The organism is Xanthomonas pisi DSM 18956, assembly GCF_001010415.1.
GTDB classification, from domain to species: Bacteria; Pseudomonadota; Gammaproteobacteria; order Xanthomonadales; family Xanthomonadaceae; genus Xanthomonas; species Xanthomonas pisi.
This window is the reverse complement of sequence record NZ_JPLE01000062.1, coordinates 1-21,737: the sequence shown is the minus strand read 5'-3', so window position 1 is coordinate 21,737 and position 21,737 is coordinate 1. Positions and strand designations below refer to the sequence as shown.

Sequence of the window (21,737 nt, the reverse complement as noted above, 5' to 3'; positions counted from 1 at the left end):
ACAGTGGGGAATCTCCCTGTGGCGGCGCGGCAAGGGCGGCGGTCAAGACTACGCCGAGAGCACGATGTCCATGCTGCACTGCCGCATGCATTGAATGGCGGGAAAAGGCTTAATTGGATCGATCCAATTCCAGTCCACTACATGCGCGTTTTTCACTCATGGGGATTCGGCGCTTGACGCGTCCCAAGCAGACCTCAGCCGCAGCGGAGGCTGGCGACGGGCGCCTGGCGCGGCGCGGCGCGGTGACGCTGCGCGACATCGCAGGCGCGATCGGTGTCTCGCGCGCGACCGTGTCGCTGGTGCTGCGCGGCAGCCCGCTGGTACATGCCAGCACGCGCGCCCGCGTGGAGGCCGAACTGGACCGGCAAAATTACGTCTACAATCGGGCTGCCGCCAATCTGCGCCAGCGGACCTCATCCAGCATTGCGCTGGTCATCAACGATCTGTCCAACCCGTTCTTCGCAGAGTTTGCAGCTGGCGTTGACGAAGCGTTGGGCGCAGCCGGCTATGTCACGCTGCTGGGCAGTACTGGCGAGTCCACGCAGCGTCAGCAGGCGGTGCTGACCTCGCTGATGGAACACACACCGGCCGGGATCATCCTGTCGCCCGCCGAGGGCAGCCAGGCGCAGGCCCTGGCGCAGGTGCTCGGCCGTCAGCGCAACGTGGTGTTGTTCAACCGTGAGGTGGAGGGCGCCGGTTGGGACCTGTTGGCACTGGACAACGAGCAGGGCGCGTATCTGGCCTGCTCGCATCTGATTGCACAAGGCCATCGGCAGGTCGTGTTCTTCGGCGGGCATGCCGAATCCAGCTCGTGCCGGCAGCGTCGAGCCGGCTATGCGCGCGCGATGTCCGCTGCGGGCCTGGCGGTGCAGTACGTCCAGTCGGCACCCAATCGGCAGGATGCCGCACTGTGCGGTACGCGCATGCTCGACAACCCCGACCACGCTGCGACTGCGGCGGTTTGCTACAACGACAGCGTTGCGCTCGGCCTGATGGCCGCACTGGCGATGCACGGCAGCGTGCCGGGCCGCGATTTCGCAGTGACCGGCTTCGACGACATTGCCGAAGCGGCCTTGTTTACTCCGGCACTGACCACGCTGGCTGCCGATCCGCGCGCGCGCGGCCAGCAAGCTGCGCAGCTGGTGCTGCAGCGCATCGGCAGCCCGGACCTGGCCTCGCAACGGCTGACCGCGGCAGTTGCGCTCCAGGTCCGCGCGAGCAGTGCATGCGCACCCCCGCGCCTGTCTTCTTCGCACCATCCCGCAAGCGATTCCCCCGTCCATTCCCCCACCAAGGCCTCAGGCCGCTGACCAGGCAACTCCTATGGTTTCCCTTTCCACGCAATCCACTGTGCCAAGCGGCAACAAGGCGCCCGTCAACAACGGCGTCGCGTTGTCGGTGGTGACCACGATCTTTTTCATGTGGGGCTTTCTCACCTGCCTCAACGACATCCTGATTCCGCATCTGAAGGCGGTGTTCGAGCTCAACTTCGCGCAGGCGATGCTGGTGCAGTTCACCTTCTTCGGTGCGTACTTCCTGATGTCGCTACCGGCGGGCTGGCTGGTCAATCGCCTGGGTTACAAGCAGGGCATCGTGGCCGGGCTTGCAGTGGCGGCAGTCGGTGCGCTGGGCTTCTGGCCGGCGGCGGAACTGCGCGTGTATGGCGCATTCCTGGGCGCGCTGTTCGTGCTCGCCACCGGCATCACCATCCTGCAGGTGGCGGCAAATCCCTATGTGGCGTTGCTGGGCCCGGAGCGCAGTGCCTCCAGCCGCCTGACCCTGGCGCAGGCGCTCAACTCTCTGGGTACTGCGATCGCGCCGTTGCTGGGTGGCTGGTTGATCCTGTCCAACACGGTGATGAGTGGCGACCAGCTCAAGGCCTTGCCGGAAGCCGAGCAGCTGGCCTATCGCGTGCAGGAAGCCCAGGCCGTGCAAGGCCCCTACATCGGGCTGGGCGTGGTGCTGTTCCTGTTGGCGATCTTCGTGTTCCTGTTCCGTCTACCGGCATTGACCGATGCCGGTGCGCAAAAGGAGGAGAGCAAGCATTCGCTGCTGGATGCGCTGCGCCACCCGCATGTGCGCTTCGGTGTGCTGGCGATCTTCTTCTATGTCGGCGCGGAAGTCGCGATCGGCAGCCTGATGGTCAATTACTTCTCCTTGCCGGAGATCGGCGGGTTCACCGAGCGTGAGGCGACCAAGTACGTATCGGCGTACTGGACGCTGGCGATGATCGGCCGCTTCATCGGTTCGGCGCTGCTGGCCAAGCTGTCGCCACGCGTGCTGTTGTCGGTGTTCGCGGGTATCAACGCCGTGCTGCTGGGCCTGACCATGGCCAGCGGCGGCATGCTGGCGGTGTATGCGCTGGTGGCGATCGGCCTGTTCAACTCGATCATGTTCCCAACCATTTTTACCCTGGGCATCGAGCGTCTTGGCCCGTTGACCGGGCGCGCGTCCAGCCTGTTGATCATGGCGATTGTGGGCGGCGCGATCGTGCCGTATCTGCAGGGCTTGCTGGCAGATCACATGGGCCTGCATGAGTCGTTCGTGCTGCCGTTGGTGTGCTACCTGTACATCGTGTTCTACGGCATCTGGGGTTCGCGCCTGCGTGGCGTACTGGCGGAGGCGCGCGCATGAATGCTGCCAAGAACCAGGTGGTCTGTTTCGGTGAAGCCTTGATCGACATGCTGGCCTTGCCGCAGGCCAGCACCGATGACGCGCGCACCTTTGCGCAATATGCCGGTGGTGCGCCGGCCAATGTTGCGGTTGCGGTGGCAAAGCTCGGCGGCGCCGCGCATTTTGTCGGCATGCTCGGGCGCGACATGTTCGGCGACTTCCTGCTGCAGAGCCTGCAGCAGGCCGGGGTGATCACCGATGGCATCGTGCGGACCGATCAGGCCAAGACCGCGCTTGCCTTCGTCGCATTGGACGAGGCGGGCGAGCGCAGTTTCAGCTTCTACCGCCCGCCGGCAGCGGACCTGTTGTTCCGTCCAGAACATTTCGCCGCAGACGGATTCACGCAAGCTGCCGTGCTGCATGTGTGTTCCAACAGCATGACCGAGCCTGCCATCGCGCAGTGCACGCTGGACGGCATGCGCCGTGCGCGTGCCGACGGCGCCATCGTCAGCCTCGATCTGAACCTGCGCCCGATGCTGTGGCCGCAGGAGGTGGACCCGGCTCCGTTGCTGTGGGAAGCGCTGGCGCTGGCCGACGTGGTCAAGCTCTCGCGCGAGGAGCTGGAGTATCTGGCCGGTACCTTGCACAGCGACGCCAGCGCGGTGACGCAGAAGCTGTGGCAGGGCAACGCGCGCTGGCTGCTGGTCACCGATGGCGGCGGCCCGGTGCATTGGCAGACCCGCATCGACACGGGGCAGGTGACGGCCTTCACGGTGCAGGTGCGCGACAGCACCGCCGCTGGCGATGCCTTCGTTGGCGGTCTGCTGTATCAGCTGGCCGCACGTGCGAATACGCTTGAACAGCTGTGCGGCGATGCTGCGGCGATGACGCAGGTGATTCGTTTTGCCGCCGCAGTCGGTGCGCTGGCAGTGACACGCAAGGGCGCGTTCGCCGCGATGCCCAGCCTCGATGAAGTCCATTCTCTGATCCAGGAACAAGCATGAGCCCGTTGCCCGCATCTCCCGCCCCCGATTTCCGCTCGGCCGATGTGTTGCGCCAGCATATTGCCGACACGATGGCGTTCTACCACCCGCGCGCGATCGACCCGGCGGGTGGCTTCTTCCAGTATTTCAAGGATGACGGCAACATCTACGATGCCGGCCACCGGCATCTGGTGAGCAGCACGCGCTTCGTCTTCAACTATGCGATGGCGTACCGCGAATTCGGCAACGCCGAGTATCTGCAGGCGGTGCGCCACGGCCTGGAATATCTGCGCAACATGCATCGCAATGCCGCCACCGGTGGCTATGCGTGGACGCTGCGCGATGGCGTGGTCGAAGACGACATGAACCACTGCTATGGCGTGGCGTTCGTACTGCTGGCGTATTCGTGCGGCCTGAAAGCCGGCATTACCGAAGCGCGTGCGTGGATGGATGAAACCTGGCAGTTACTGGAAAAGTACTTCTGGGAAGCGGAATTCGGCCTGTATCGCGATGAGGCCGATGCGCAGTTCAACTTCACCCGCTATCGTGGCCAGAACGCCAACATGCATATGTGCGAGGCGATGATCGCGGCCTACGAGGCCAGCGGCGAGCAGCGCTATCTTGATCGTGCGCTGCAGCTGGCCGACACCATGACCCGACGCCAGGCGGCCAAGGCAGATGGTCTGGTGTGGGAGCACTACGACCCGCAGTGGAACATCGACTGGGACTACAACCGCGATAATCCCAAGCACCTGTTCCGCCCCTGGGGCTTCCAGCCGGGTCATCAGACCGAGTGGGCCAAGCTGCTGATGCTGCTGGATCGTTATGCACCCACGGACTGGCTGTTGCCGACTGCGCAGCATCTGTTCGATGTTGCGGTGGAGCGCTCCTGGGATGCGCAGCGCGGCGGGCTGTATTACGGCTTCGCGCCCGATGGCCAGGTGTGCGACGACGACAAGTATTTCTGGGTGCAGGCCGAATCGTTGGCTGCAGCGGCCTTGTTGGCACAGCGCAGTGGCGATGCGCGCTATTGGCAGTGGTACGACAAGCTGTGGGATTACTCCTGGAAGCACATGGTCGACCACCGCTACGGTGCGTGGTACCGCATTCTGGATGCGGATAACCGCAAGTACAGCGATGAGAAGAGCCCGGCCGGCAAGACCGATTACCACACCATGGGCGCGTGTTACGAAGTGTTGAACGTGTTGCGACCGGCGGCGTGATGCTGGAGGTGACACGGCGTGGCCGTCTATGTGCGGCCGCGCCGTGACGTAGGAGCGCACCCGGGCGCGACAGGGCGTTATCGGTAAAGCCTCGTCGCGCCCAGGTGCGCTCCTACGTTGGTTGGCGGGCGCATGCGCAGAGGCTGGCCCTGTGTTATTCCGGGTCGTAATCCAGGTTCGATGCCAGCCAACGCTCGGCCAGTGCCAGCGTGATGCCCTTGCGCTTTGCGTAGTCGGCGACCTGTTCCTTGCCTAGCCGCCCCACCACGAAGTACTGGCTCTTGGGATGGCTGAAGTAGTAGCCGGATACCGCCGCGGTGGGCAGCATCGCAAAGCTTTCGGTAAGCGACATGTCGGCATTGCGTTCGGCATCGAGTAGGTCGAACAGCGTGCGTTTTTCGCTGTGTTCCGGGCATGCCGGGTAGCCCGGTGCCGGGCGAATGCCGCGATAGCGTTCGGCAATCAATGCGTCGTTGTCGAGGTCTTCGTTGTCGATGTAGCCCCAGAATTCGGTGCGCACACGCTGGTGCAGGCGCTCGGCCAGGGCTTCGGCCAGGCGATCGGCCAACGCCTTGAGCAGGATCGCGTTGTAGTCGTCGTGCGCGGCCTCGAAGCGCGCCACATGCGGGTCGATCCCGATGCCGGCCGTGACCGCAAACGCGCCGATCCAGTCCTGCTTGCCGCTGCTCTTGGGCGCGATGAAATCGGCCAGGCAGAAGTCGGGGCGGTCGACGGGTTTGTCGACCTGCTGACGCAGGAAGTGCAGGGAATGGGGAATGGAGAATCGGGAATGGTCGGGCGCCGGTGCATCGCCTTGGGATTCCCGATTCCCGATTCCCGATTCCGCAGACTCGGTCAGCAAAACAACATCATCGCCTACTGCATTGGCCGGCCATAGCCCAAATACCGCCTTGGCCGTGAGCCATTTTTCGTCGACGATCTGCTTCAGCATGCGTCGCGCGTCGCGATACAGCTCGCTGGCCTGGGTGCCGACGATCTCGTCGCTGAGGATGGCGGGAAACTTGCCGGCCAGCTCCCACGCCTGGAAGAACGGCGTCCAGTCGATCAGCGCGGTCAACTCCTGCAGCGGGTAATCGTCGAACACATGCAGGCCCGGCTGCTGCGGGGTGGGCGGTGTGTAGTTCGCCCAATCGCCATCGAAACGCTGTGCGCGCGCCTTTTCCAGCGATACCAGCCGTTTGGCATCGCCACGGTTGCGATGGCGTGCGCGGATTTCGGCGTAGTCCGCATCGTTGGCGGCGACGAATGCCTGACGCAGGTCGCGCGAGATCAGCGATTGCGCAACGCCCACCGCCCGCGAGGCATCCTTCACCCAGACCGTGGGCGCGGTGTAGTGCGGGTCGATCTTCAGCGCAGTGTGCGCGCGCGAGGTGGTGGCGCCGCCGATCAACAACGGGATCTCGAAACCCTGTCGCTGCATTTCGCGCGCCACATGCGACATCTCTTCCAGCGAGGGCGTGATCAAGCCGGACAAGCCGATCAGGTCTGCATTCTCTTCGCGCGCACGGTCAAGGATCACCTGCGCAGACACCATCACGCCCAGGTCCACCACATCGAAGTTGTTGCACGCCAACACCACGCCGACGATGTTCTTGCCGATGTCGTGCACATCGCCCTTGACGGTGGCCATGATGATCTTGCCGTTGGATTTGCCGACATCGCCGGTGCGCAGTTTTTCCGCTTCGATAAACGGGAGCAGATAGGCCACGGCCTTTTTCATCACGCGCGCGGACTTGACCACCTGCGGCAGGAACATCTTGCCGGCGCCGAACAGGTCGCCGACCACGTTCATCCCGTCCATCAGCGGGCCTTCGATCACATCCAGCGGACGCGTGGACTGCTGGCGCGCCTCTTCGGTATCGGTTTCCACGTAGGCATCGATGCCATGCACCAGCGCATGCGCCAGGCGTGCGCGCACCGGCCTGTCGCGCCATGCCAGGTCTTCGACCTTGGCCGCGCCCTTGCTGCCCTTGTAGCGTTCGGCGATTTCCAGCAGTCGCTCGGTGCCATCCTTGCGCCGGTTGAGGATGACGTCTTCCACACGCTCGCGCAGATCCGGGTCCAGTTCGTCGTAGATTGGCATGCCACCGGCATTGACGATGCCCATGTCCATGCCGGCCTCGATCGCGTGGAACAGAAACACCGAATGAATCGCCTGGCGCACCATCTCGTTGCCGCGGAAGGAGAACGACACGTTCGACACGCCACCGGAGATATGGCAATGCGGCAGCGTGCGCTTGATCTGGCGTGTCGCCTCGATGAAGTCCACCGCGTAGTTGTCGTGCTCCTCGATGCCGGTGGCCACGGCAAAGATGTTCGGGTCGAAGATGATGTCTTCCGGCGGAAAACCCACCTGCTCGGTCAGCACCTTGTAGGCGCGTGTGCAGATTTCAACCTTGCGTGCGCAGGTATCGGCCTGGCCCACTTCATCGAAGGCCATGACCACGGCGGCGGCGCCGTAACGCAGCACCTTGCGTGCCTGTTCGATGAAGACCGCTTCGCCCTCTTTGAGCGAGATCGAGTTGACCACGCTCTTGCCTTGCAGGCACTTCAGGCCGGCCTCGATCACCGTCCATTTCGACGAATCCACCATCACCGGGATGCGTGCGATATCCGGCTCGGACATGATCAGGTTGAGAAAGCGTGTCATCGCTTTTTCGGAATCGATCAGCCCCTCGTCCATGTTGACGTCGAGAATCTGCGCGCCATTGGCGACCTGCTGGCGCGCCACCTCTACCGCTTCTTCGTAGCGCTCTTCCTTGATGAGCTTGCGGAACTGCGCGCTGCCGGTGACGTTGGTGCGCTCGCCGACGTTGACGAACAGCAGGTCCGGTGTGATGACCAACGGCTCCAGGCCGGACAGGCGGGTGTAGCGGGGAGTGCTCATGCGATGCTCTTGTGGGCGTCGGACGTGGCGAATGTCCAGGCGAGGCGCTGACGGGTGGCGGTCGGCCGGGTGCGGATCGAGATGGCCCTCATCCGCCCTTCGGGCACCTTCTCCCGCGCGCGGGAGAAGGGAGTTTTTGTCCACGCGCCGCGCAACGTGTCGTCTTTCTCCCGTGCGCGGGAGAAGGGAGTTTTTGTCCACGCGCCGCGCAACGTGCTGTCCTTCTCCCGCGTGCGGGAGAAGGCGGCTTTCGTCCACGTGCCGAGCAACGTGCTGTCCTTCTCCCGCGTGCGGGAGAAGGTGGCGCGCAGCGCCGGATGAGGGCCCACGTGCTGCATCACGCCGCCAGCTCTTGCGCACCCGGCAACTGTCGCGGCGGTAGGCCCGCTACCGCCTCTGCAATTGCGCGGATGTGGTCCGGCGATGTGCCGCAGCAGCCGCCAACCAGATTCAGCAAGCCGGACTGGGCAAATTCGCGCAAGGTCTCGGCCATTTCCTCCGGCGTTTCGTCGTACTCGCCAAACGCATTCGGCAGGCCGGCATTCGGATGCGCGCTGACGTAAGCGTCGGCAATCTGTGCCAGCGTTTCCACATGCGGGCGTAGATCCTTGGCGCCCAGTGCGCAATTCAAACCCACCGAGAGGGGGCGACCATGTGCGACCGAGGCGTAGAAGGCTTCGGCAGTCTGCCCGGACAGCGTGCGACCGGACGCATCGGTAATGGTGCCGGAGACCATCACCGGCAAGCGCCCGCCGCGCGCTTCGAAGACCTCTTCGATCGCGTACAGCGCGGCCTTGGCATTGAGCGTGTCGAAGATGGTCTCCACCATCAGCGTGTCGGCACCGCCGTCGATCAAGCCTTCGACGGCCTCGCGGTAGGTCTCGCGCAGCGCATCGAAACTGGTGTTGCGGTAGCCGGGGTCGTTGACGTCCGGACTGATCGACGCGGTGCGGCTGGTGGGGCCGAGCACGCCGATCACGAAGCGCGGTTTGTGCGGCGTCAGCGCTTCGACGGCATCGCAGCATTCGCGCGCGACCTGCGCGCCGGCCTTGTTCAATTCGTACACCACGTGCTCGAGGTGATAGTCGGCCTGGCTCACCGAGGTGGCGTTGAACGTATTGGTTTCCAGCAGGTCGGCACCGGCATCCAGGTAGGCGCGGTGGATACCGGCAATGATCTCCGGGCGGGTTAGCAACAGCAGATCGTTATTGCCCTTCAGGTCGTGGCCTTCTGGCGTGTGTGCGTGATCGCAGCCCGGGCCATGCACATGCGCGCTGTCGTAGCCTTCGGCGAACCGCGTGCCGCGGTAGTCGGTTTCCTGCAGATCGTGGCGCTGGATCATGGTGCCCATCGCACCATCGATGATGAGGATGCGTTCGCGCAGCGCCGCGCTGAGTTTGTCGGCGCGCTCCGGGTGCAGCCAGGGCAGCGAGAAGGAACGTGGGGAGTGGGGCTGTGCAGGCGTCATGGTGCGAGTCTCCGTGGTGCAGTGCTCTTGCCTTCAATCGATCCCGAATCCCGATTCCCCATTCCCGGCTTCATCGCAATCAGCGAGATCACCTCGAAATGGGGTGGGCGTTTCTCACGCGTCACCGTCTCCAGGCTGGAGACATCCAGCCCGGCTTTCTCGACGAACTTGCGCAATTCCTTGGCGGCAAATCCCAGATTGACGTGGCCATAGGCATGCACGGCCGCGCGGTGTTCGTGCTTGGCCAGGCTGCACAGCAGCAGGCGGCCGCCCGGGCGCAACACACGTGCAGATTCGGCCACCGCTTGCGCCGGTCTTGCGGCATAGGTGAGCGCGTGCATCAGCACCACCAGGTCGAAGCTGCCATCGGGAAAGGGCAGTGCATGCATGTCGCCTTCGCGGACTTCCACGTTGCGCAGCTTGCGCAGGCGCTCGCTGGCAGCGGCAACCACGCGCGCGCTGGTGTCGATGCAGATGTAGCGGGTGGCGTGCGGGGCGACCAGTTCGGCCAGTACGCCGTCGCCGGAGGCGATGTCGAGCACGTCGCCGGTTTCCAGCAGGGGCAGGGCGGTGCGTGCCAGCGCCTCCCAGGTGCGCCCCGGGGAGTAATGCCGCTCCATGTCGCCGGCCACCGAATCGGCCCAGTTCTGGTCGGCGGCGCGGTTGGCCAGCACGGCGGCCACACGCTCGGCATCCTGGCGCAACAACGGGTCGTCGCTGCCGGTGCTCAGCGCCAGCCACAGGGCACGCTGTGCCGGGTCCAGCGACACTTCGTCGAAGCGGTAGTAGGCCGACACGCCGGCGCGGCGATCGCGTACCAGCCCGGCTTCCTTGAGTTTGGCCAGGTGGGTGGACACGCGCGGCTGGGCCAGGCGGGTGATGGCCGACAGCTCGGCCACGGTGAGTTCTTCCTGTTCCAGCAGCGCCAGCAGGCGTACCCGGGTGGCATCGGCGAACACTTTCAGTCGCGCCGACCAGTCTTCCAGATCCATGAATATCTCTATATCGCGATATGGAGATATTTTCGGCCCGGAGGGGTGGCGGGTCAACTACATACGCATGCGAATGGTTGGGGCTACAATGGCCGCTCAGTCAATACCCGGGAGGGGTCGAACGTGGATTTCAGCTTTACCGAAGAACAACTGATGATCCAGGACGTGGCCCGCCGGATCGCCCAGGAAAAGATCGCCCCCAGCGCCGAGCAATTCGACCGCAGCGGCGAGTTCCCGTTGGAAAACATCCAGTTGCTGGGCGAAAACGGCCTGATGGGCATCGAGGTGCCGTCCGAGTACGGCGGTGCCGGCATGGATCCGATCAGCTACGCGCTGGCGATGATCGAGATTGCGGCCGGCGATGGCGCGCACTCCACCATCATGTCCGTCAACAACTCGCTGTTCTGCACCGGCATCCTGAAGAACGGCACCGAGGCGCAGAAGCAGCTGTACGTGCGCGCGATCGCCGAAGGCACGCACATCGGCGCATTTGCGCTGACCGAGCCGCAGTCCGGCTCGGATGCATCGGCGATGCGCTGCCGCGCGGTCAAGCAGGCCGACGGCAGCTTCGTCATCAACGGCAAGAAGAGCTGGATCACCTCCGGCCCGGTGGCCAGGTACATCGTGCTGTTTGCGGTGACCGAGCCGGACAAGGGCTCGCGTGGCATCACCGCCTTCATGGTCGACACCGACAAGCCGGGTTTTCATCGCGGCAAGACCGAGCCCAAGCTGGGCATTCGCGCCTCGGCCACCTGCGAGATCGAGTTCGCCGATTACGTTGCACAGGCCGACGACGTGTTGGGCGTGGAAGGCGAAGGTTTCAAGACCGCGATGAGCGTGCTCGATGCCGGGCGGATCGGCATTGCCTCGCAGGCAGTGGGCATCGCGCGCGCCGCGTATGAAGCCACGCTTGCCTACGTCAAGGAGCGCAAGGCCTTCGGCGCTGCCATCGGCACGTTCCAGATGACCCAGGCCAAGATCGCCGACATGAAATGCAAGCTGGATGCGGCGTTGTTGTTGACGCTGCGCGCGGCCTGGCTCAAGGGGCAGGGCAAGAAGTTTGGTACCGAAGCGGCGGTCGCCAAGCTCACCGCATCGGAAGCGGCGATGTGGATCACCCACCAGGCGGTACAGATCCACGGCGGCATGGGCTATTCGAAGGAAATGCCGCTGGAGCGTTACTTTCGCGATGCCAAGATCACCGAGATCTACGAGGGCACCTCGGAAATCCAGCGCCTGGTGATCGCGCGTGGCGAGACCGGTCTGCGCTGAGGTCGGTCCGCGCTCCAGCGCTGCCGCGAGCGCGGCAACGCTGGAGCGCTCTCCGCGATGCCAAAATCACCGAGATCTACAAGGGCGACTCGGAAATCCAGCGCCTGGTGATCGCGCGTGGCGAAACCGGCCTGCGCTGAGGTCGATCCGCACTCCAGTGCTGCCACGAGTGCGATGCAGTGCTTGGTAGGAGCGTGCTTGCACGCGAGGCGGCGTGGGCGATAACGCTACCGCGCGCGGGCATGCCTTGGCTCTGGTGGATCTGCGCTGGGTGAGCCGTCAGTGCATAGACGGACGCAGCGCCCGACGGCAGACGCACCGCAGTCACGCTTGTCGTTCACGGCACGCGCGGACCACAATCGCCGCTTCTCCCGTCTGCTGGTGCGCGCATGCTCCGGTTTCTGCACGCCGTGTTTTCCCGCCCTTCGCGGTCTGTCATTGCACCCGCACTGCTGTGCTGGGGGCTGCTGCTGGCCTGCGCCACCGTCGGCGCGCAAACACCACCGCCCTCGATCGTGCCCACCGATCGCCTGCAGGAGTCCTGGTGGGCCCAGCGCCACGCGCAGGTGCTGGAACAGGTCAAGCAGCATCCGGAGGCGAAGCTGCTGTTGATCGGCGATTCGATCACCCAGAACTACGAAAAATCCAAGGCGCCCGACGAAGATTTTCAGCCTACCTGGCAGACCTTCTATGGCAGCCGCGGTGCGCTCAATCTGGGCTTCAGCGGCGACGGCACCGAAAACGTGCTGTGGCGGCTGGCCAATGGCGAAGTGGATGGCCTTCAGCCCAAGGTTGCGCTGGTGCTGATCGGCACCAACAACACCGGCCATCTCGGCCAGACCGCGGAGCAGACCCAACTTGGCATCGATGCGGTGGTCGCGGCGATCGAGCAAAAGTTGCCGCGTACGCACATCCTGTTGCTGAGCGTGCTGCCGAGCGCGATTTCGACGGAGAAATCCGCTCGCGATGCGCAGATCAACCAGGGGCTGGCGGTGCGCTATGGCGACAACCCGCGCGTGACGTATCTGGATGTGAGTTCGGTCTTCCAGCGCGACGGCAAGCTGCGCACCGAGTTGTTCTACGACACGCGCTTTCGCCCGGCCGCTGCTGCATTGCATCCGGATACACGGGCCCAGCGCATGCTGGCCGAAGCGATCGAGCCGACCCTGGCGCGGCTGCTGGGTGAGCCGCCGGTCAAGCCGGTGGCCGAACTCGGCCGCGACGCCGCCACCTCGTTGATGCCGGTCGATTGGCTGGAGCAGGATTCCTACGACTGGTATGCCCGCCACCATGCTGCGCTCGCCGCTGCGCGCAGCGTGAAGCCGGAGGTGGTGATGATTGGCGATTCGATCACCCACTTCTGGGCCGGCCCGCCACAGGCCACGCGCGTCAGCGGGCCGGAGTCCTGGCAGTGGCTGTACGGCAAGCGGCCGGTATTGAATCTGGGGTTTGGCTGGGACCGCACCCAGAACGTGTTGTGGCGTATCCGCCAGGGCGAGCTCGACGGCCTGGATCCGCGCTGGGTGGTGCTGCATATCGGCACCAACAACCTCACCGGCACCGCGCAGTCGCGTGCGAGCACACCTGCCGAAACCGCGCAGGGCATCGATGCCATCGTGCGCGAAGTACGCACGCGCATGCCCAGCAGCAAGCTCATCCTGATGGCGATCATGCCGCGCGGCCGCACTGCCGGCGATCCGCAACGCGGCCCGATTGCCGAAACCAACCGCCTGCTGCGCGCACGGTATGCGGCCAACCCATCGGTGCGCCTGGTCGATATCGGCAAACAACTGCTGCAGCCCGATGGCAGCCTGCCGGAAGCGCTGATGCCCGACGGCACCCATCCCAGCGAAGCCGGCTACCGACTCTGGGCACAGGCACTGCGCGATGCTGGAATCACCGCCGCTCCGTAGGGCGGCCCATCGCGGCGGCGCCTGCCGCGCAGGTGGGCGCTGTCGTTTCGACGTAGTGAGATTGGATCGTGGCGCAGCGTGCGCCAGAGGTCCGGGCCGCGAAGCGTTGGTCGTAGCGTTGATCGGCCGTCGTTAATGGACTGGAGCGCAAGGCGGCGTAGGCGTGGCGATCATTCGATCGCTTCGATGGATTAGTCGACTGGAAGCGGCTAACAAGACGACAGCGCTCATCGGGCTGCGTTCACCGCCAAGCGGGCGATGGTAACTGGCATGCAGCGATCGTCCACCGCGTTTGGGACGTCGGCCGCACCCGGCTGACGGCCGCTGCTGCGTTCTATTGCCTGTTCTGATTCGCAGCATCGGTCGCCAACGCCGATCGGCGTCTGTACCTGAGCGCAGCGGAGATGTCTCGAACCCCAGAAACCAGAAGACCCCCGATTGCTCGGAGGTCTTTTTAAACTGGTGCCCAGAAGAGGACTCGAACCTCCACGAAGTTGCCCCCGCTAGCACCTGAAGCTAGTGCGTCTACCAATTCCGCCACCTGGGCAGGTGAGCCGCGAATTTTGCAGACTCCTGGCAGGCTTGTCAACGGGTTGTATGCGGTAATCGCCAATGGCCCGGCCGGCCTTGCCGCCCACGTCAGGACCGCAAGGGGTACCATTAGGGCAATGACAAAGAAAAACACCCCAGATTCCGACCGGCCCAGCCGCCGCAAATCCGCCAGCCCGGGCGAGTCCACCACTGCCGAGCAACAGAAACTGCCGGGCTGGATGCCGGACTTCCTGGTCCGCGCTGCGGCCGGTGCGTCCACCAAATCCGCCAACAAGCGCGCTGCGGCGAAGGCGTCGCCCGACCAGCTGCCACCTCCCGTCGAGCCTGCTGCACCCCGCGCACCGCATCCACGCAAGAGTGGGCCGCCCGCGCCGCCGCCGGAACGGCTCCAGCAAGAGACCGTCCAGGCCGATGCCGTCGGATTCAAGGATCCGCACGCCGATCGTGAGGCGCTGCGCTATGCAGAGCCGATTGCCAGCCGCGAAGCGATCCTGCAGCTGCTGGACGCCTGCGACGGCCCGCAGACCGCCGAAGAGATCGCCGAGCAGCTCGGCCTGAGCGACCGCATCGATGCGCTGGGCAAGCGCCTGGCTGCGATGGTGCGCGAGGCGCAACTGGTGCAGAACCGCCGTGGCGGCTACGCGCCGGTACAGCAGACCAGCTTGATCGCCGGTGTGGTGATCGCCAACCCGGAAGGCTTCGGCTTCCTCAAGCCGGACGAAGGCGGCGACGACCTGTTTCTGCCGCCGTTCGAGATGCGCAAGGTCATGCATGGAGACCGCGCGCTGGCCAACGTCACCGGCATCGACCGCCGCGGCCGTCGCGAAGGCGCGATCGCGCGTGTGCTGGAACGCCGCATGTCGCGCATGCTCGGGCGCTTCTTTTACGAACATGGCGTGGCCTACGTCGACCCCGACGACAAGCGCGTGCAACGCAACGTGCAGATCGCGCCGGACGGTATCGGCGAAGCGCGCGAAGGGCAGTTGGTGGTGTGCGAGCTGATCGCGCCGCCGGATGCGCGCCGCCCGGCGATCGGCAAGATCATCGCGGTGCTGGGCGACAAGTTGACCCCGTCGCTGGTAGTGGAAATGGCCATCCACGGCCATGAGCTGCCGCACGAATTCCCGCAGCAAGTGCTGGACGAAGCCGCCGCGGTGCCGTTGGTGGTCGAGCCGCAGATGATCGGCGGGCGTGTGGACCTGCGGCAGATGCCGTTGGTCACCATCGATGGCGAAGACGCCAAGGATTTCGACGACGCGGTGTACTGCGAACCCAACGCCGACGGTTTCCGTCTGGTGGTCGCGATCGCCGACGTGTCCAACTATGTCCGTCCCGGCACGCCGCTGGACGACGAAGCGCAAAAGCGCGCTACCTCGGTGTATTTCCCCGGGTTCGTGGTACCGATGCTGCCGGAGACCTTGTCCAACGGCATCTGCTCGCTGATGCCCAAGGTCGACCGCATGTGTTTCGTCTGTGACATGCAGGTGGGACGCGATGGCGAAGTGACCGGTTCGCGTTTTTACGAAGCGGTGATGAACTCGCACGCGCGCCTGACCTACAACCAGGTCTGGAAGGCGGTTGGCGAAGACGATCCTGATACCAAGGCTTTCATCGGCCCGTTGCTGCCGCAGGTGCAGCGTCTGCATCAGCTGTACAACGTGTTGTCGAAGGCGCGCACGCACCGCGGTGCGATCGAATTCGAAACCTCCGAAGTGCGTTTCGTGCTCGACAACACCGGCGAGGTCACCCAGGCCGGCATGCTGGTGCGCAACGATGCGCACAAGCTGATCGAAGAATGCATGATTGCCGCCAATGTGGAAGCCGCGCGCTATCTGCTGGGCGTGCACGTGCCTGCGCCGTATCGCGTGCACGAGCGGCCGCCGGAGAGCAAGTACGAAGACCTGCTGGAGTTCCTGAAGGAATTCCAGCTCAGCCTGCCGGCATGGAGCAAGGTGCGCCCGGGCGATTACACCAAGTTGCTGAAAAAGGTGCGTGCGCGTCCGGACGCGGCATTGCTGAAATCGGTGCTGCTGCGCAGCCAGAGCCTGGCGGTGTATTCGCCGGACAACAACGGCCACTTCGGTCTGGCGTTGGAGGCGTATGCGCACTTCACCTCGCCGATCCGCCGGTATCCGGATCTGCTGGTGCATCGCGCGATCAAGCACGCGCTGACCGGTGCCAGCCCGGAGAAATTCATCTATACGCCGCGGCAGATGGCGGCGCTGTCGCTGCAATGCTCCGAGCGTGGGCGACGTGCCGATGAGGCCGAGCGCGAAGTGGACGAGCGGTATCGCGCTGCCTGGATGGAAAAGCATGTCGGCGGCCAGTTCGATGGCGTGATCAGCGGCGTGACCGGCTTCGGCCTGTTCGTGGAATTGACCCAGTCCAAGGTCAACGGTCTGGTGCATGTCACCCAGTTGCCGCAGGACTACTACCAGTTCGATCCGATCCGCAAGACGCTCAGCGGCGAGCGCCGTGGCCGTGAGTTCCGCCTGGGCGACCCGGTGCGCGTGCTGGTGCTCAAGGCCAGCATGGAAGAACGCAAGATCGACTTCCGTCTGGCAGAGGATGGTGCGCCTGCCGAAGCGCCATTGCCGCCGCGCGAGAAGCCGGCCAAGCGCAAGAAAAAGTCGTATTGATGCTTGGTGCATGCTAGTGCGGGCGGCCGAAATGGCTGCCCGCGATGCATCGAGTCGGCAAGTGCGTAGTGGGTGCCGCCGCGCGCCATGGTGACGCAGCGGCTTGCATGACACGCTGATCTGCGAGGCAAACGATGAGCACATCCCCCGAGTACAGCGGTGGCTGCCAATGCGGCGCTGTGCGCTTTCATGTGCGCGGCGTGCTGGACGACGCATCGATCTGTCACTGCCGCATGTGTCAGAAAGCGTTTGGAGCGTATTACGCCCCGCTGGTGTCGGTGCGTGGTACCGAGTTCCGCTGGACCCGCGGCGAGCCCAGGCGCTTTGCATCGTCGACGCTGGTGCAGCGCGGGTTTTGCGCCGACTGCGGTACGCCGTTGACCTATGAGGCACCCGATGGCGTGGCGATTGCCGCCGGTGCATTCGATACGCCGGAGCGGTTGCCTCCGCATATCCAGTACGGGCTGGAGCGCAAGTTGCCGTTCGTCGATCGCCTGGCGCAGCTGCCGACACGTCGCAGCGAGGACGATGCTGCGGCATTGGCGTTTCAGGCCGCGCTGGTATCGCATCAACATCCGGACCACGACACCGAGCGCTGGCCGGCATAGCGGCGAGGTGGCTTCGCAATGCAGGTCGTCGCTGTTTCCATCAGGCTGATGTCGGTGCGTTGCGGGGTGCGGGCGACGTCAGCGTCATAGGCGTTCAAGTACCGGCTCCGGCGGTCCACGCTGTGCGAAGACCGCCGATGCGTTGATTGCGGTTGCAGCGTGCGCGGCGCAGTCAGTGGCGCGTGATTCCCGCAGGTGCCAGCGGCATCGCGGCGCCGCCTTTACCCGATTTTCCCAGGCCAATCCGTGCCCCGGCCGTGACGTGGCAGGCCGCAGGCCCTACCATTCCCACTCATTTCTTCGTATGCCCGCGCAATGAGCAAGCAGAACCAGTGGATCGTCGGCGTCAACGCTGTCGCCTCGTCCGTCGAGAACGACGCCGACAACGTGCGCGAGGTCTTGATCGAGGCCGGTAGCAAGAACCCGCGTCTGACCGAGATCGAAGAACAGGCGCGCCGCAAGGGAATCGACGTGCGCCGGGTCAATACCCAGGCGCTGGACGGCGTCGGCGGGCAGGTGCGCCACCAGGGCGTGGCAGCGCGCTATGCCGCCGCGCGCCTGTGGGCCGAAAACGAACTGGAAGGCCTGGTCGAGGCTGCGCAAGGCCGCGCGCTGGTGCTGGTGCTCGATGGCGTGCAGGACCCGCACAACCTCGGCGCCTGTCTGCGTAGCGCTGCGGCGGCGGGCGTCACGGCGGTGGTGATTCCCAAGGACAAGTCGGCCACGGTGAACGCCACTGTGCGCAAGACCTCGGCCGGTGCCGCGGACCGCATTCCGGTGGTCGCGGTGACCAATCTGGCGCGCTGCCTGCGCGATCTGCAGAAGCAGGGCGTGTGGCTGTATGGCCTGGCCGGCGAGGCCGAAGCGTCGTTGTACAGCGTGGACCTGCGCGGTAACGTCGGGCTGGTGCTCGGTGGCGAGGCCGATGGCCTGCGTCGCCTGACCCGCGAACACTGCGATGGTCTGGTCAAGATTCCGATGCCCGGCGATATCGAAAGCCTCAACGTGTCGGTCGCCACCGGCGTGACCCTGTTCGAGGCCGTGCGCCAGCGCCTGGGTGTCTGAGGACGGGGATTCAGACGCGCGCCCGGGCGCCGCCTCCGGCACGCGCCCGGTCTGCTGCGCGCAGGCGTGTTGCCTGCAATCCGCGCAGATTGTGCCGCTGTGACTTGCGGGCAGGCGCGATCGCTGGCGCCCACAACGCCGCCACGACAGGGATTTTGACCTTCAGTGGCGCACACGCGCAGCGCCGCTGCAACTTTTTGCCTACCATATCGCCAGCAAACGGCGTGTCGTGTCTGATGAAACTTGGGGTGGGCGCCTGCGGTTGGGGCGAGAACGGGGACGCCGGCATGGCGTCGGCACGATGGCATGGGCAGTGGCGGCGCTGGCTGAGCGCTGCCGTCTGCATGTGGCTGGCCTTGTGCTCGCTGGCGGCGGTCGCCGCCCCCGCCGGGACCGCCCGTTTACGCGATTACGCCATCGACAGCTGGAGTTCGCGCAGCGGCCTGCCGCACAACTCGCTGCGCGATATCGCCCAGACCCGTGACGGCTACCTGTGGTTCGCCACCTGGGAAGGGCTGGTGCGCTACAACGGCCTGGAATTCAACGTCATCGATCGCAGCACGCGCCCGGGCCTGCCCGATAACGGTGTCGGCGCCTTGTACGTGGATCGCGATGGCGCGCTGTGGCTGAGCGATGCGCGCGGCAATCTGGTGCGTCACGGCGCCGATGGGCAGTGGCGGCAATGGCAACGCAAGGGCCAGTGGCCGCAGGCATTGATCCACGCGATGACCATGGATGCGGACGGCCGGATGTGGCTGTTGTTCGAAGGGCACGGGCTGGGCTGCCTGTGGCCGGATGGCCGTTTCGACTATTTTCCGCCGCGCGATGGGGTGCCGCTGCAGAGCAGCTTTCCGCGCATGCTGTTCGATGGCCAGGGCCGGCTGCTGATCGGTACGCTGGACGGGCTGATTTACCGCGAGCCCGATGGGCGCATGCATCGCGCACCTGCCGCGTTCGGTTTGCCGCCCGGCCTGGCATGGCCGTATCGCGCTCCGGATGGCACGGTGTGGGTGGTCGCGGGCGAGCAGCTGTATCGCCTGCACGACGAGCGCGCCGAGCTGGTGCATCGGTTGCCGGGGCAGGGCCACTTCACCGCGATGCTGCAGGATCGCAATGGCGATCTGTGGCTGGGCAGCGAAAACCAGGGCCTGCTACGGATCGGCAGTCATGGGGTGGAGCATTTGCCGGCGGGCCGCAGCCTGCCTACCGGGCGCATCGTCAGCCTGCGCGAAGATGCCGAGGGCAGCATCTGGGTCGGCGCCAATGGCGGCCTGTTCCGCTTGCGCGAGACCCTGTTCAGCAGCTACAGCCAGCGCGATGGGCTGAGTGGCGACTACGCGCGGGCCGTGCTCGAAGATCGCGATGGCAGTCTGTGGATCGCCAGCACCGCCGGTCTGGACCGCATGCTGCCGGACGGCCGGATCGTGCCGGTTCCGGTCGCCACGCCGTCGGGACGCCGGCTGTCGGTGCTCAGCCTGGCGCTCGACCGGCAGGGCAACCTCTGGGTGGGCACCTATGCCGACGGCGTCTTCGTGCTGCGCGACGGCCGGGTGCTGCAGCATTACGGTGAGGCCGACGGCATCCCCAGCGGCCATATCCGCGCCATTGTGATCGATGCGCACGATGCGGTGTGGCTGGCCACTCAGCGCGGCGTGGTGCAACTGCTGGATGGCAAGCGCGTGCCGGCGACGATCCAGGGCCTGCCCGATGGCGTGGTGACCGCGTTGGCCAGCATCGATGGCGCGCTGTGGATCGGCTCGGTCGATGGCGCGGCGGTATTGCGCGACGGCAAGTTGCAACAGCTGGATCTGGAACGCCTGGGTGGCGCGCGCAGCGTGTTCGGCTTCCAGTCGATCGGCGATGCGGTGTGGATCTCCACCGATCGCGGCCTGTATCGCGTGCGCGGCGGCGCGCTTGCACGGGTTGGCCTGGAGCAGGGCATGCCGGTGGATACGGTGTTCCAGCTGGTTAACGACCGGCTGGGCAATGCGTGGATCAGCAGCAATCGCGGCGTGCTGCGCACCGAGCTTGCCGCGCTCGATGCGGTCGCCGATGGGCGCGGCCAGCTTGCCATCGAGCGCTATGGCGAGATCGACGGCATGGGCAACGCACAGGCCAACGGCAGCTCCGGCCCCAGCATGATCGAACGTGCCGATGGCACGCTGTGGGTGGTCACCGCCGGCGGTGTGAGCACGGTAGATCCGACGCGCCTGCAGCGGTTTCGCGAGCGACGCCCACCGCCGCCGCTGATCGAAAGCGTGCAGCAGGACGGTCGGCCGCTGGCCTGGCGCCAACAGGCGCAGTTACCCGGTGGCTATCGGATCAATGTCTCCTATGTGGGCATGAGTTTCCTGATGTCCGAGCGTATCGAATACCGAACGCGTCTGGACGGCCTGGACAATGTGTGGATCGCGCGTGGCCGGCAGCGCAGCGTGGAATTCATCGGCTTGCCGCCCGGGCACTACACCCTGCGCGTGGCCGCACGCCATCCGGGCGGTGCGTGGAGCCCGCAGGAAGCGCGCTGGACGTTCGATGTGCTGCCGCTGTGGTGGCAACGCCACGATGTGCGGTTTGCTGCGGTGCTTGGCGCGATTCTGGCGCTGGCCCTGCTGTATCGGGCACTGCTGCATCGCTACAGGAGCCATAACGCGCGCCTGGCCGAACTGGTGCGCAAGCGCACGCAGGATCTGCAACTGCAGGCGCAGCGGCTGCTGCAGGCCAATCAGGAAAAGAGCGAGTTGTTGACGCGCCTGCGCATCAAGTCCGACGTGTTCGAGCGCCAGGCGCACGAAGACGCACTGACCGGCTTGCCCAACCGTCGCCACTTCGACGAAGCGCTGGCGCGTGACATCAGTCGCGCACGTCGCAGCGGCCGGCCGTTGGTGCTGGCGATCCTGGACATCGATCATTTCAAGCGCATCAACGACCGCTACTCCCACGCCAGTGGCGATGCGGTGCTGCATGACGTCGGCGAGCTGCTCACCGAAGCCGCGCGCACCTCGGATCTGCCTGCGCGCCTGGGCGGCGAAGAATTCGCGCTGCTGCTGGCCGAGACCACCCTGAGCGATGCACAGGTGCTGTGCGAGCGCATTCGCATGTTGTTCCATGCGCGTGCCGACTGGGGCGACGTGGAAGGGCTGCAGGTGACCTTCAGCGCCGGCCTGGCCGAGTTGCGCGACGACGATACCGGCTCGTCGCTGATGCAGCGCGCCGATCAAGCGCTGTACGAAGCCAAGAGCGCAGGCCGCGACCGGATCTGTGTGGGTTAGAGGCTGGGATTGGGGAGTCGGGATTGGGGAATCGTAAAAGCACGGTCGCTGGTGCTTTCTTCTCCTGCGGGGCGGTGGGGAAAATATGAAGTCCCGCACCGCACGCAGGGGCACTGCTGCAACCGGCCATGCAGTGCGCATCGGCTGCTTCCGTTGCAGCTTCAGCCGAGCGATCTTTCAGCCGCGCACAAACTTGGCTCTTGCCAATCCCGAATCCCGAATCCCCAATCCC

14 protein-coding genes, 1 tRNA gene and 1 pseudogene are annotated in these 21,737 nt (G+C 65.2%); 11 read left to right on the top strand and 5 right to left on the bottom strand.

The genetic code is table 11. The features are described from left to right. Positions 1–158 precede the first annotated feature (158 nt). The 4 genes from Y887_RS14285 to Y887_RS14270 are packed head-to-tail and all read left to right on the top strand — an operon-like array spanning position 159 to position 4,819. Entirely contained in the window at positions 159–1,310 is a 1,152-nt protein-coding gene (locus Y887_RS14285; RefSeq protein WP_046964974.1) for a LacI family DNA-binding transcriptional regulator, read from the top strand. Between the two features lie 13 nt (positions 1,311–1,323). After that, a complete protein-coding gene (fucP, locus tag Y887_RS14280) occupies positions 1,324–2,634 on the top strand; it encodes an L-fucose:H+ symporter permease (RefSeq protein WP_046964973.1) in 1,311 nt (436 codons plus the stop codon). Next, positions 2,631–3,617, top strand: a complete 987-nt coding sequence (locus Y887_RS14275; RefSeq protein WP_046964972.1) for a carbohydrate kinase family protein — start codon at positions 2,631–2,633, stop codon at positions 3,615–3,617. The genes fucP and Y887_RS14275 overlap by 4 nt, the downstream gene beginning before the upstream one ends. Continuing rightward, the gene (locus Y887_RS14270) at positions 3,614–4,819 is read left to right on the top strand and encodes an AGE family epimerase/isomerase (RefSeq protein ID WP_046964971.1); all 1,206 of its coding nucleotides are present in this window, start codon (positions 3,614–3,616) and stop codon (positions 4,817–4,819) included. Before Y887_RS14275 ends, Y887_RS14270 begins: the two co-directional genes overlap by 4 nt. 154 nt (positions 4,820–4,973) lie before the next feature. Here the strand turns inward: Y887_RS14270 and metH are convergent, their stop codons facing one another. The 4 genes from metH to Y887_RS14250 are packed head-to-tail and all read right to left on the bottom strand — an operon-like array spanning position 4,974 to position 10,187. Then, positions 4,974–7,727, bottom strand: coding sequence for a methionine synthase (gene metH, locus Y887_RS14265; protein WP_046964970.1), 2,754 nt, complete (start codon positions 7,725–7,727; stop codon positions 4,974–4,976). Beyond that, entirely contained in the window at positions 7,724–8,068 is a 345-nt protein-coding gene (locus Y887_RS14260; protein WP_146093332.1) for a hypothetical protein, read from the bottom strand. Before Y887_RS14260 ends, metH begins: the two co-directional genes overlap by 4 nt. Next, a complete protein-coding gene (locus Y887_RS14255; protein ID WP_046964968.1) occupies positions 8,065–9,195 on the bottom strand; it encodes a homocysteine S-methyltransferase family protein in 1,131 nt (376 codons plus the stop codon). The genes Y887_RS14260 and Y887_RS14255 overlap by 4 nt, the downstream gene beginning before the upstream one ends. Continuing rightward, positions 9,192–10,187 carry an ArsR/SmtB family transcription factor gene (locus tag Y887_RS14250; protein WP_046964967.1) on the bottom strand — a complete coding sequence of 332 codons (996 nt, stop codon included), beginning with the start codon at positions 10,185–10,187 and terminating at the stop codon, positions 9,192–9,194. The genes Y887_RS14255 and Y887_RS14250 overlap by 4 nt, the downstream gene beginning before the upstream one ends. A gap of 123 nt (positions 10,188–10,310) precedes the next feature. On the opposite strand from Y887_RS14250, the gene Y887_RS14245 reads away from it, so the two are divergent. The 3 genes and pseudogenes from Y887_RS14245 to Y887_RS14240 all read left to right on the top strand — a co-directional run bounded on the left by Y887_RS14245 (position 10,311) and on the right by Y887_RS14240 (position 13,372). After that, the gene (locus Y887_RS14245; RefSeq protein ID WP_046964966.1) at positions 10,311–11,459 is read left to right on the top strand and encodes an acyl-CoA dehydrogenase family protein; all 1,149 of its coding nucleotides are present in this window, start codon (positions 10,311–10,313) and stop codon (positions 11,457–11,459) included. A gap of 53 nt (positions 11,460–11,512) precedes the next feature. Further along, positions 11,513–11,599: pseudogene (locus Y887_RS21560) on the top strand (acyl-CoA dehydrogenase family protein); the annotation flags it as partial. Positions 11,600–11,848: 249 nt separating this feature from the next. Further along, entirely contained in the window at positions 11,849–13,372 is a 1,524-nt protein-coding gene (locus tag Y887_RS14240; RefSeq protein ID WP_084726048.1) for a platelet-activating factor acetylhydrolase IB subunit, read from the top strand. Between the two features lie 460 nt (positions 13,373–13,832). On the opposite strand, the gene Y887_RS14235 is transcribed toward Y887_RS14240, so the two are convergent. Beyond that, positions 13,833–13,919 (bottom strand) — tRNA-Leu (locus tag Y887_RS14235). A gap of 121 nt (positions 13,920–14,040) precedes the next feature. Here Y887_RS14235 and rnr point away from each other — a divergent pair. The 4 genes from rnr (at position 14,041) to Y887_RS14215 (ending at position 21,505) form a co-directional block, all read left to right on the top strand. Beyond that, on the top strand, positions 14,041–16,563 hold the full coding sequence (gene rnr / locus Y887_RS14230) for a ribonuclease R (protein ID WP_046964965.1): 2,523 nt from the start codon (positions 14,041–14,043) through the stop codon (positions 16,561–16,563). A gap of 134 nt (positions 16,564–16,697) precedes the next feature. Next, positions 16,698–17,171 carry a GFA family protein gene (locus Y887_RS14225; RefSeq protein ID WP_046964964.1) on the top strand — a complete coding sequence of 158 codons (474 nt, stop codon included), beginning with the start codon at positions 16,698–16,700 and terminating at the stop codon, positions 17,169–17,171. Between the two features lie 315 nt (positions 17,172–17,486). Beyond that, the gene (gene rlmB, locus Y887_RS14220) at positions 17,487–18,236 is read left to right on the top strand and encodes a 23S rRNA (guanosine(2251)-2'-O)-methyltransferase RlmB (RefSeq protein ID WP_046964963.1); all 750 of its coding nucleotides are present in this window, start codon (positions 17,487–17,489) and stop codon (positions 18,234–18,236) included. A 236-nt stretch (positions 18,237–18,472) separates the two neighbouring features. Beyond that, positions 18,473–21,505 (top strand): ligand-binding sensor domain-containing diguanylate cyclase, encoded by a 3,033-nt coding sequence (locus Y887_RS14215; RefSeq protein ID WP_046964962.1) that lies wholly within the window; start codon positions 18,473–18,475, stop codon positions 21,503–21,505. Positions 21,506–21,737: the final 232 nt, after the last annotated feature.

Excerpts from the sequence above, each read along its gene's own strand:
- fucP (WP_046964973.1), top strand. The coding sequence starts at position 1,324 with ATGGTTTCCCTTTCCACGCAATCCACTGTGCCAAGCGGCAACAAGGCG.
- Y887_RS14275 (WP_046964972.1), top strand. The coding sequence starts at position 2,631 with ATGAATGCTGCCAAGAACCAGGTGGTCTGTTTCGGTGAAGCCTTGATC.
- Y887_RS14240 (WP_084726048.1), top strand. The coding sequence starts at position 11,849 with ATGCTCCGGTTTCTGCACGCCGTGTTTTCCCGCCCTTCGCGGTCTGTC.
- Y887_RS14270 (WP_046964971.1), top strand. The coding sequence starts at position 3,614 with ATGAGCCCGTTGCCCGCATCTCCCGCCCCCGATTTCCGCTCGGCCGAT.
- Y887_RS14215 (WP_046964962.1), top strand. The coding sequence starts at position 18,473 with ATGAAACTTGGGGTGGGCGCCTGCGGTTGGGGCGAGAACGGGGACGCC.
- Y887_RS14250 (WP_046964967.1), bottom strand. The coding sequence starts at position 10,187 with ATGGATCTGGAAGACTGGTCGGCGCGACTGAAAGTGTTCGCCGATGCC.
- Y887_RS14255 (WP_046964968.1), bottom strand. The coding sequence starts at position 9,195 with ATGACGCCTGCACAGCCCCACTCCCCACGTTCCTTCTCGCTGCCCTGG.
- rlmB (WP_046964963.1), top strand. The coding sequence starts at position 17,487 with ATGAGCAAGCAGAACCAGTGGATCGTCGGCGTCAACGCTGTCGCCTCG.
- Y887_RS14285 (WP_046964974.1), top strand. The coding sequence starts at position 159 with ATGGGGATTCGGCGCTTGACGCGTCCCAAGCAGACCTCAGCCGCAGCG.
- rnr (WP_046964965.1), top strand. The coding sequence starts at position 14,041 with ATGACAAAGAAAAACACCCCAGATTCCGACCGGCCCAGCCGCCGCAAA.
- metH (WP_046964970.1), bottom strand. The coding sequence starts at position 7,727 with ATGAGCACTCCCCGCTACACCCGCCTGTCCGGCCTGGAGCCGTTGGTC.
- Y887_RS14225 (WP_046964964.1), top strand. The coding sequence starts at position 16,698 with ATGAGCACATCCCCCGAGTACAGCGGTGGCTGCCAATGCGGCGCTGTG.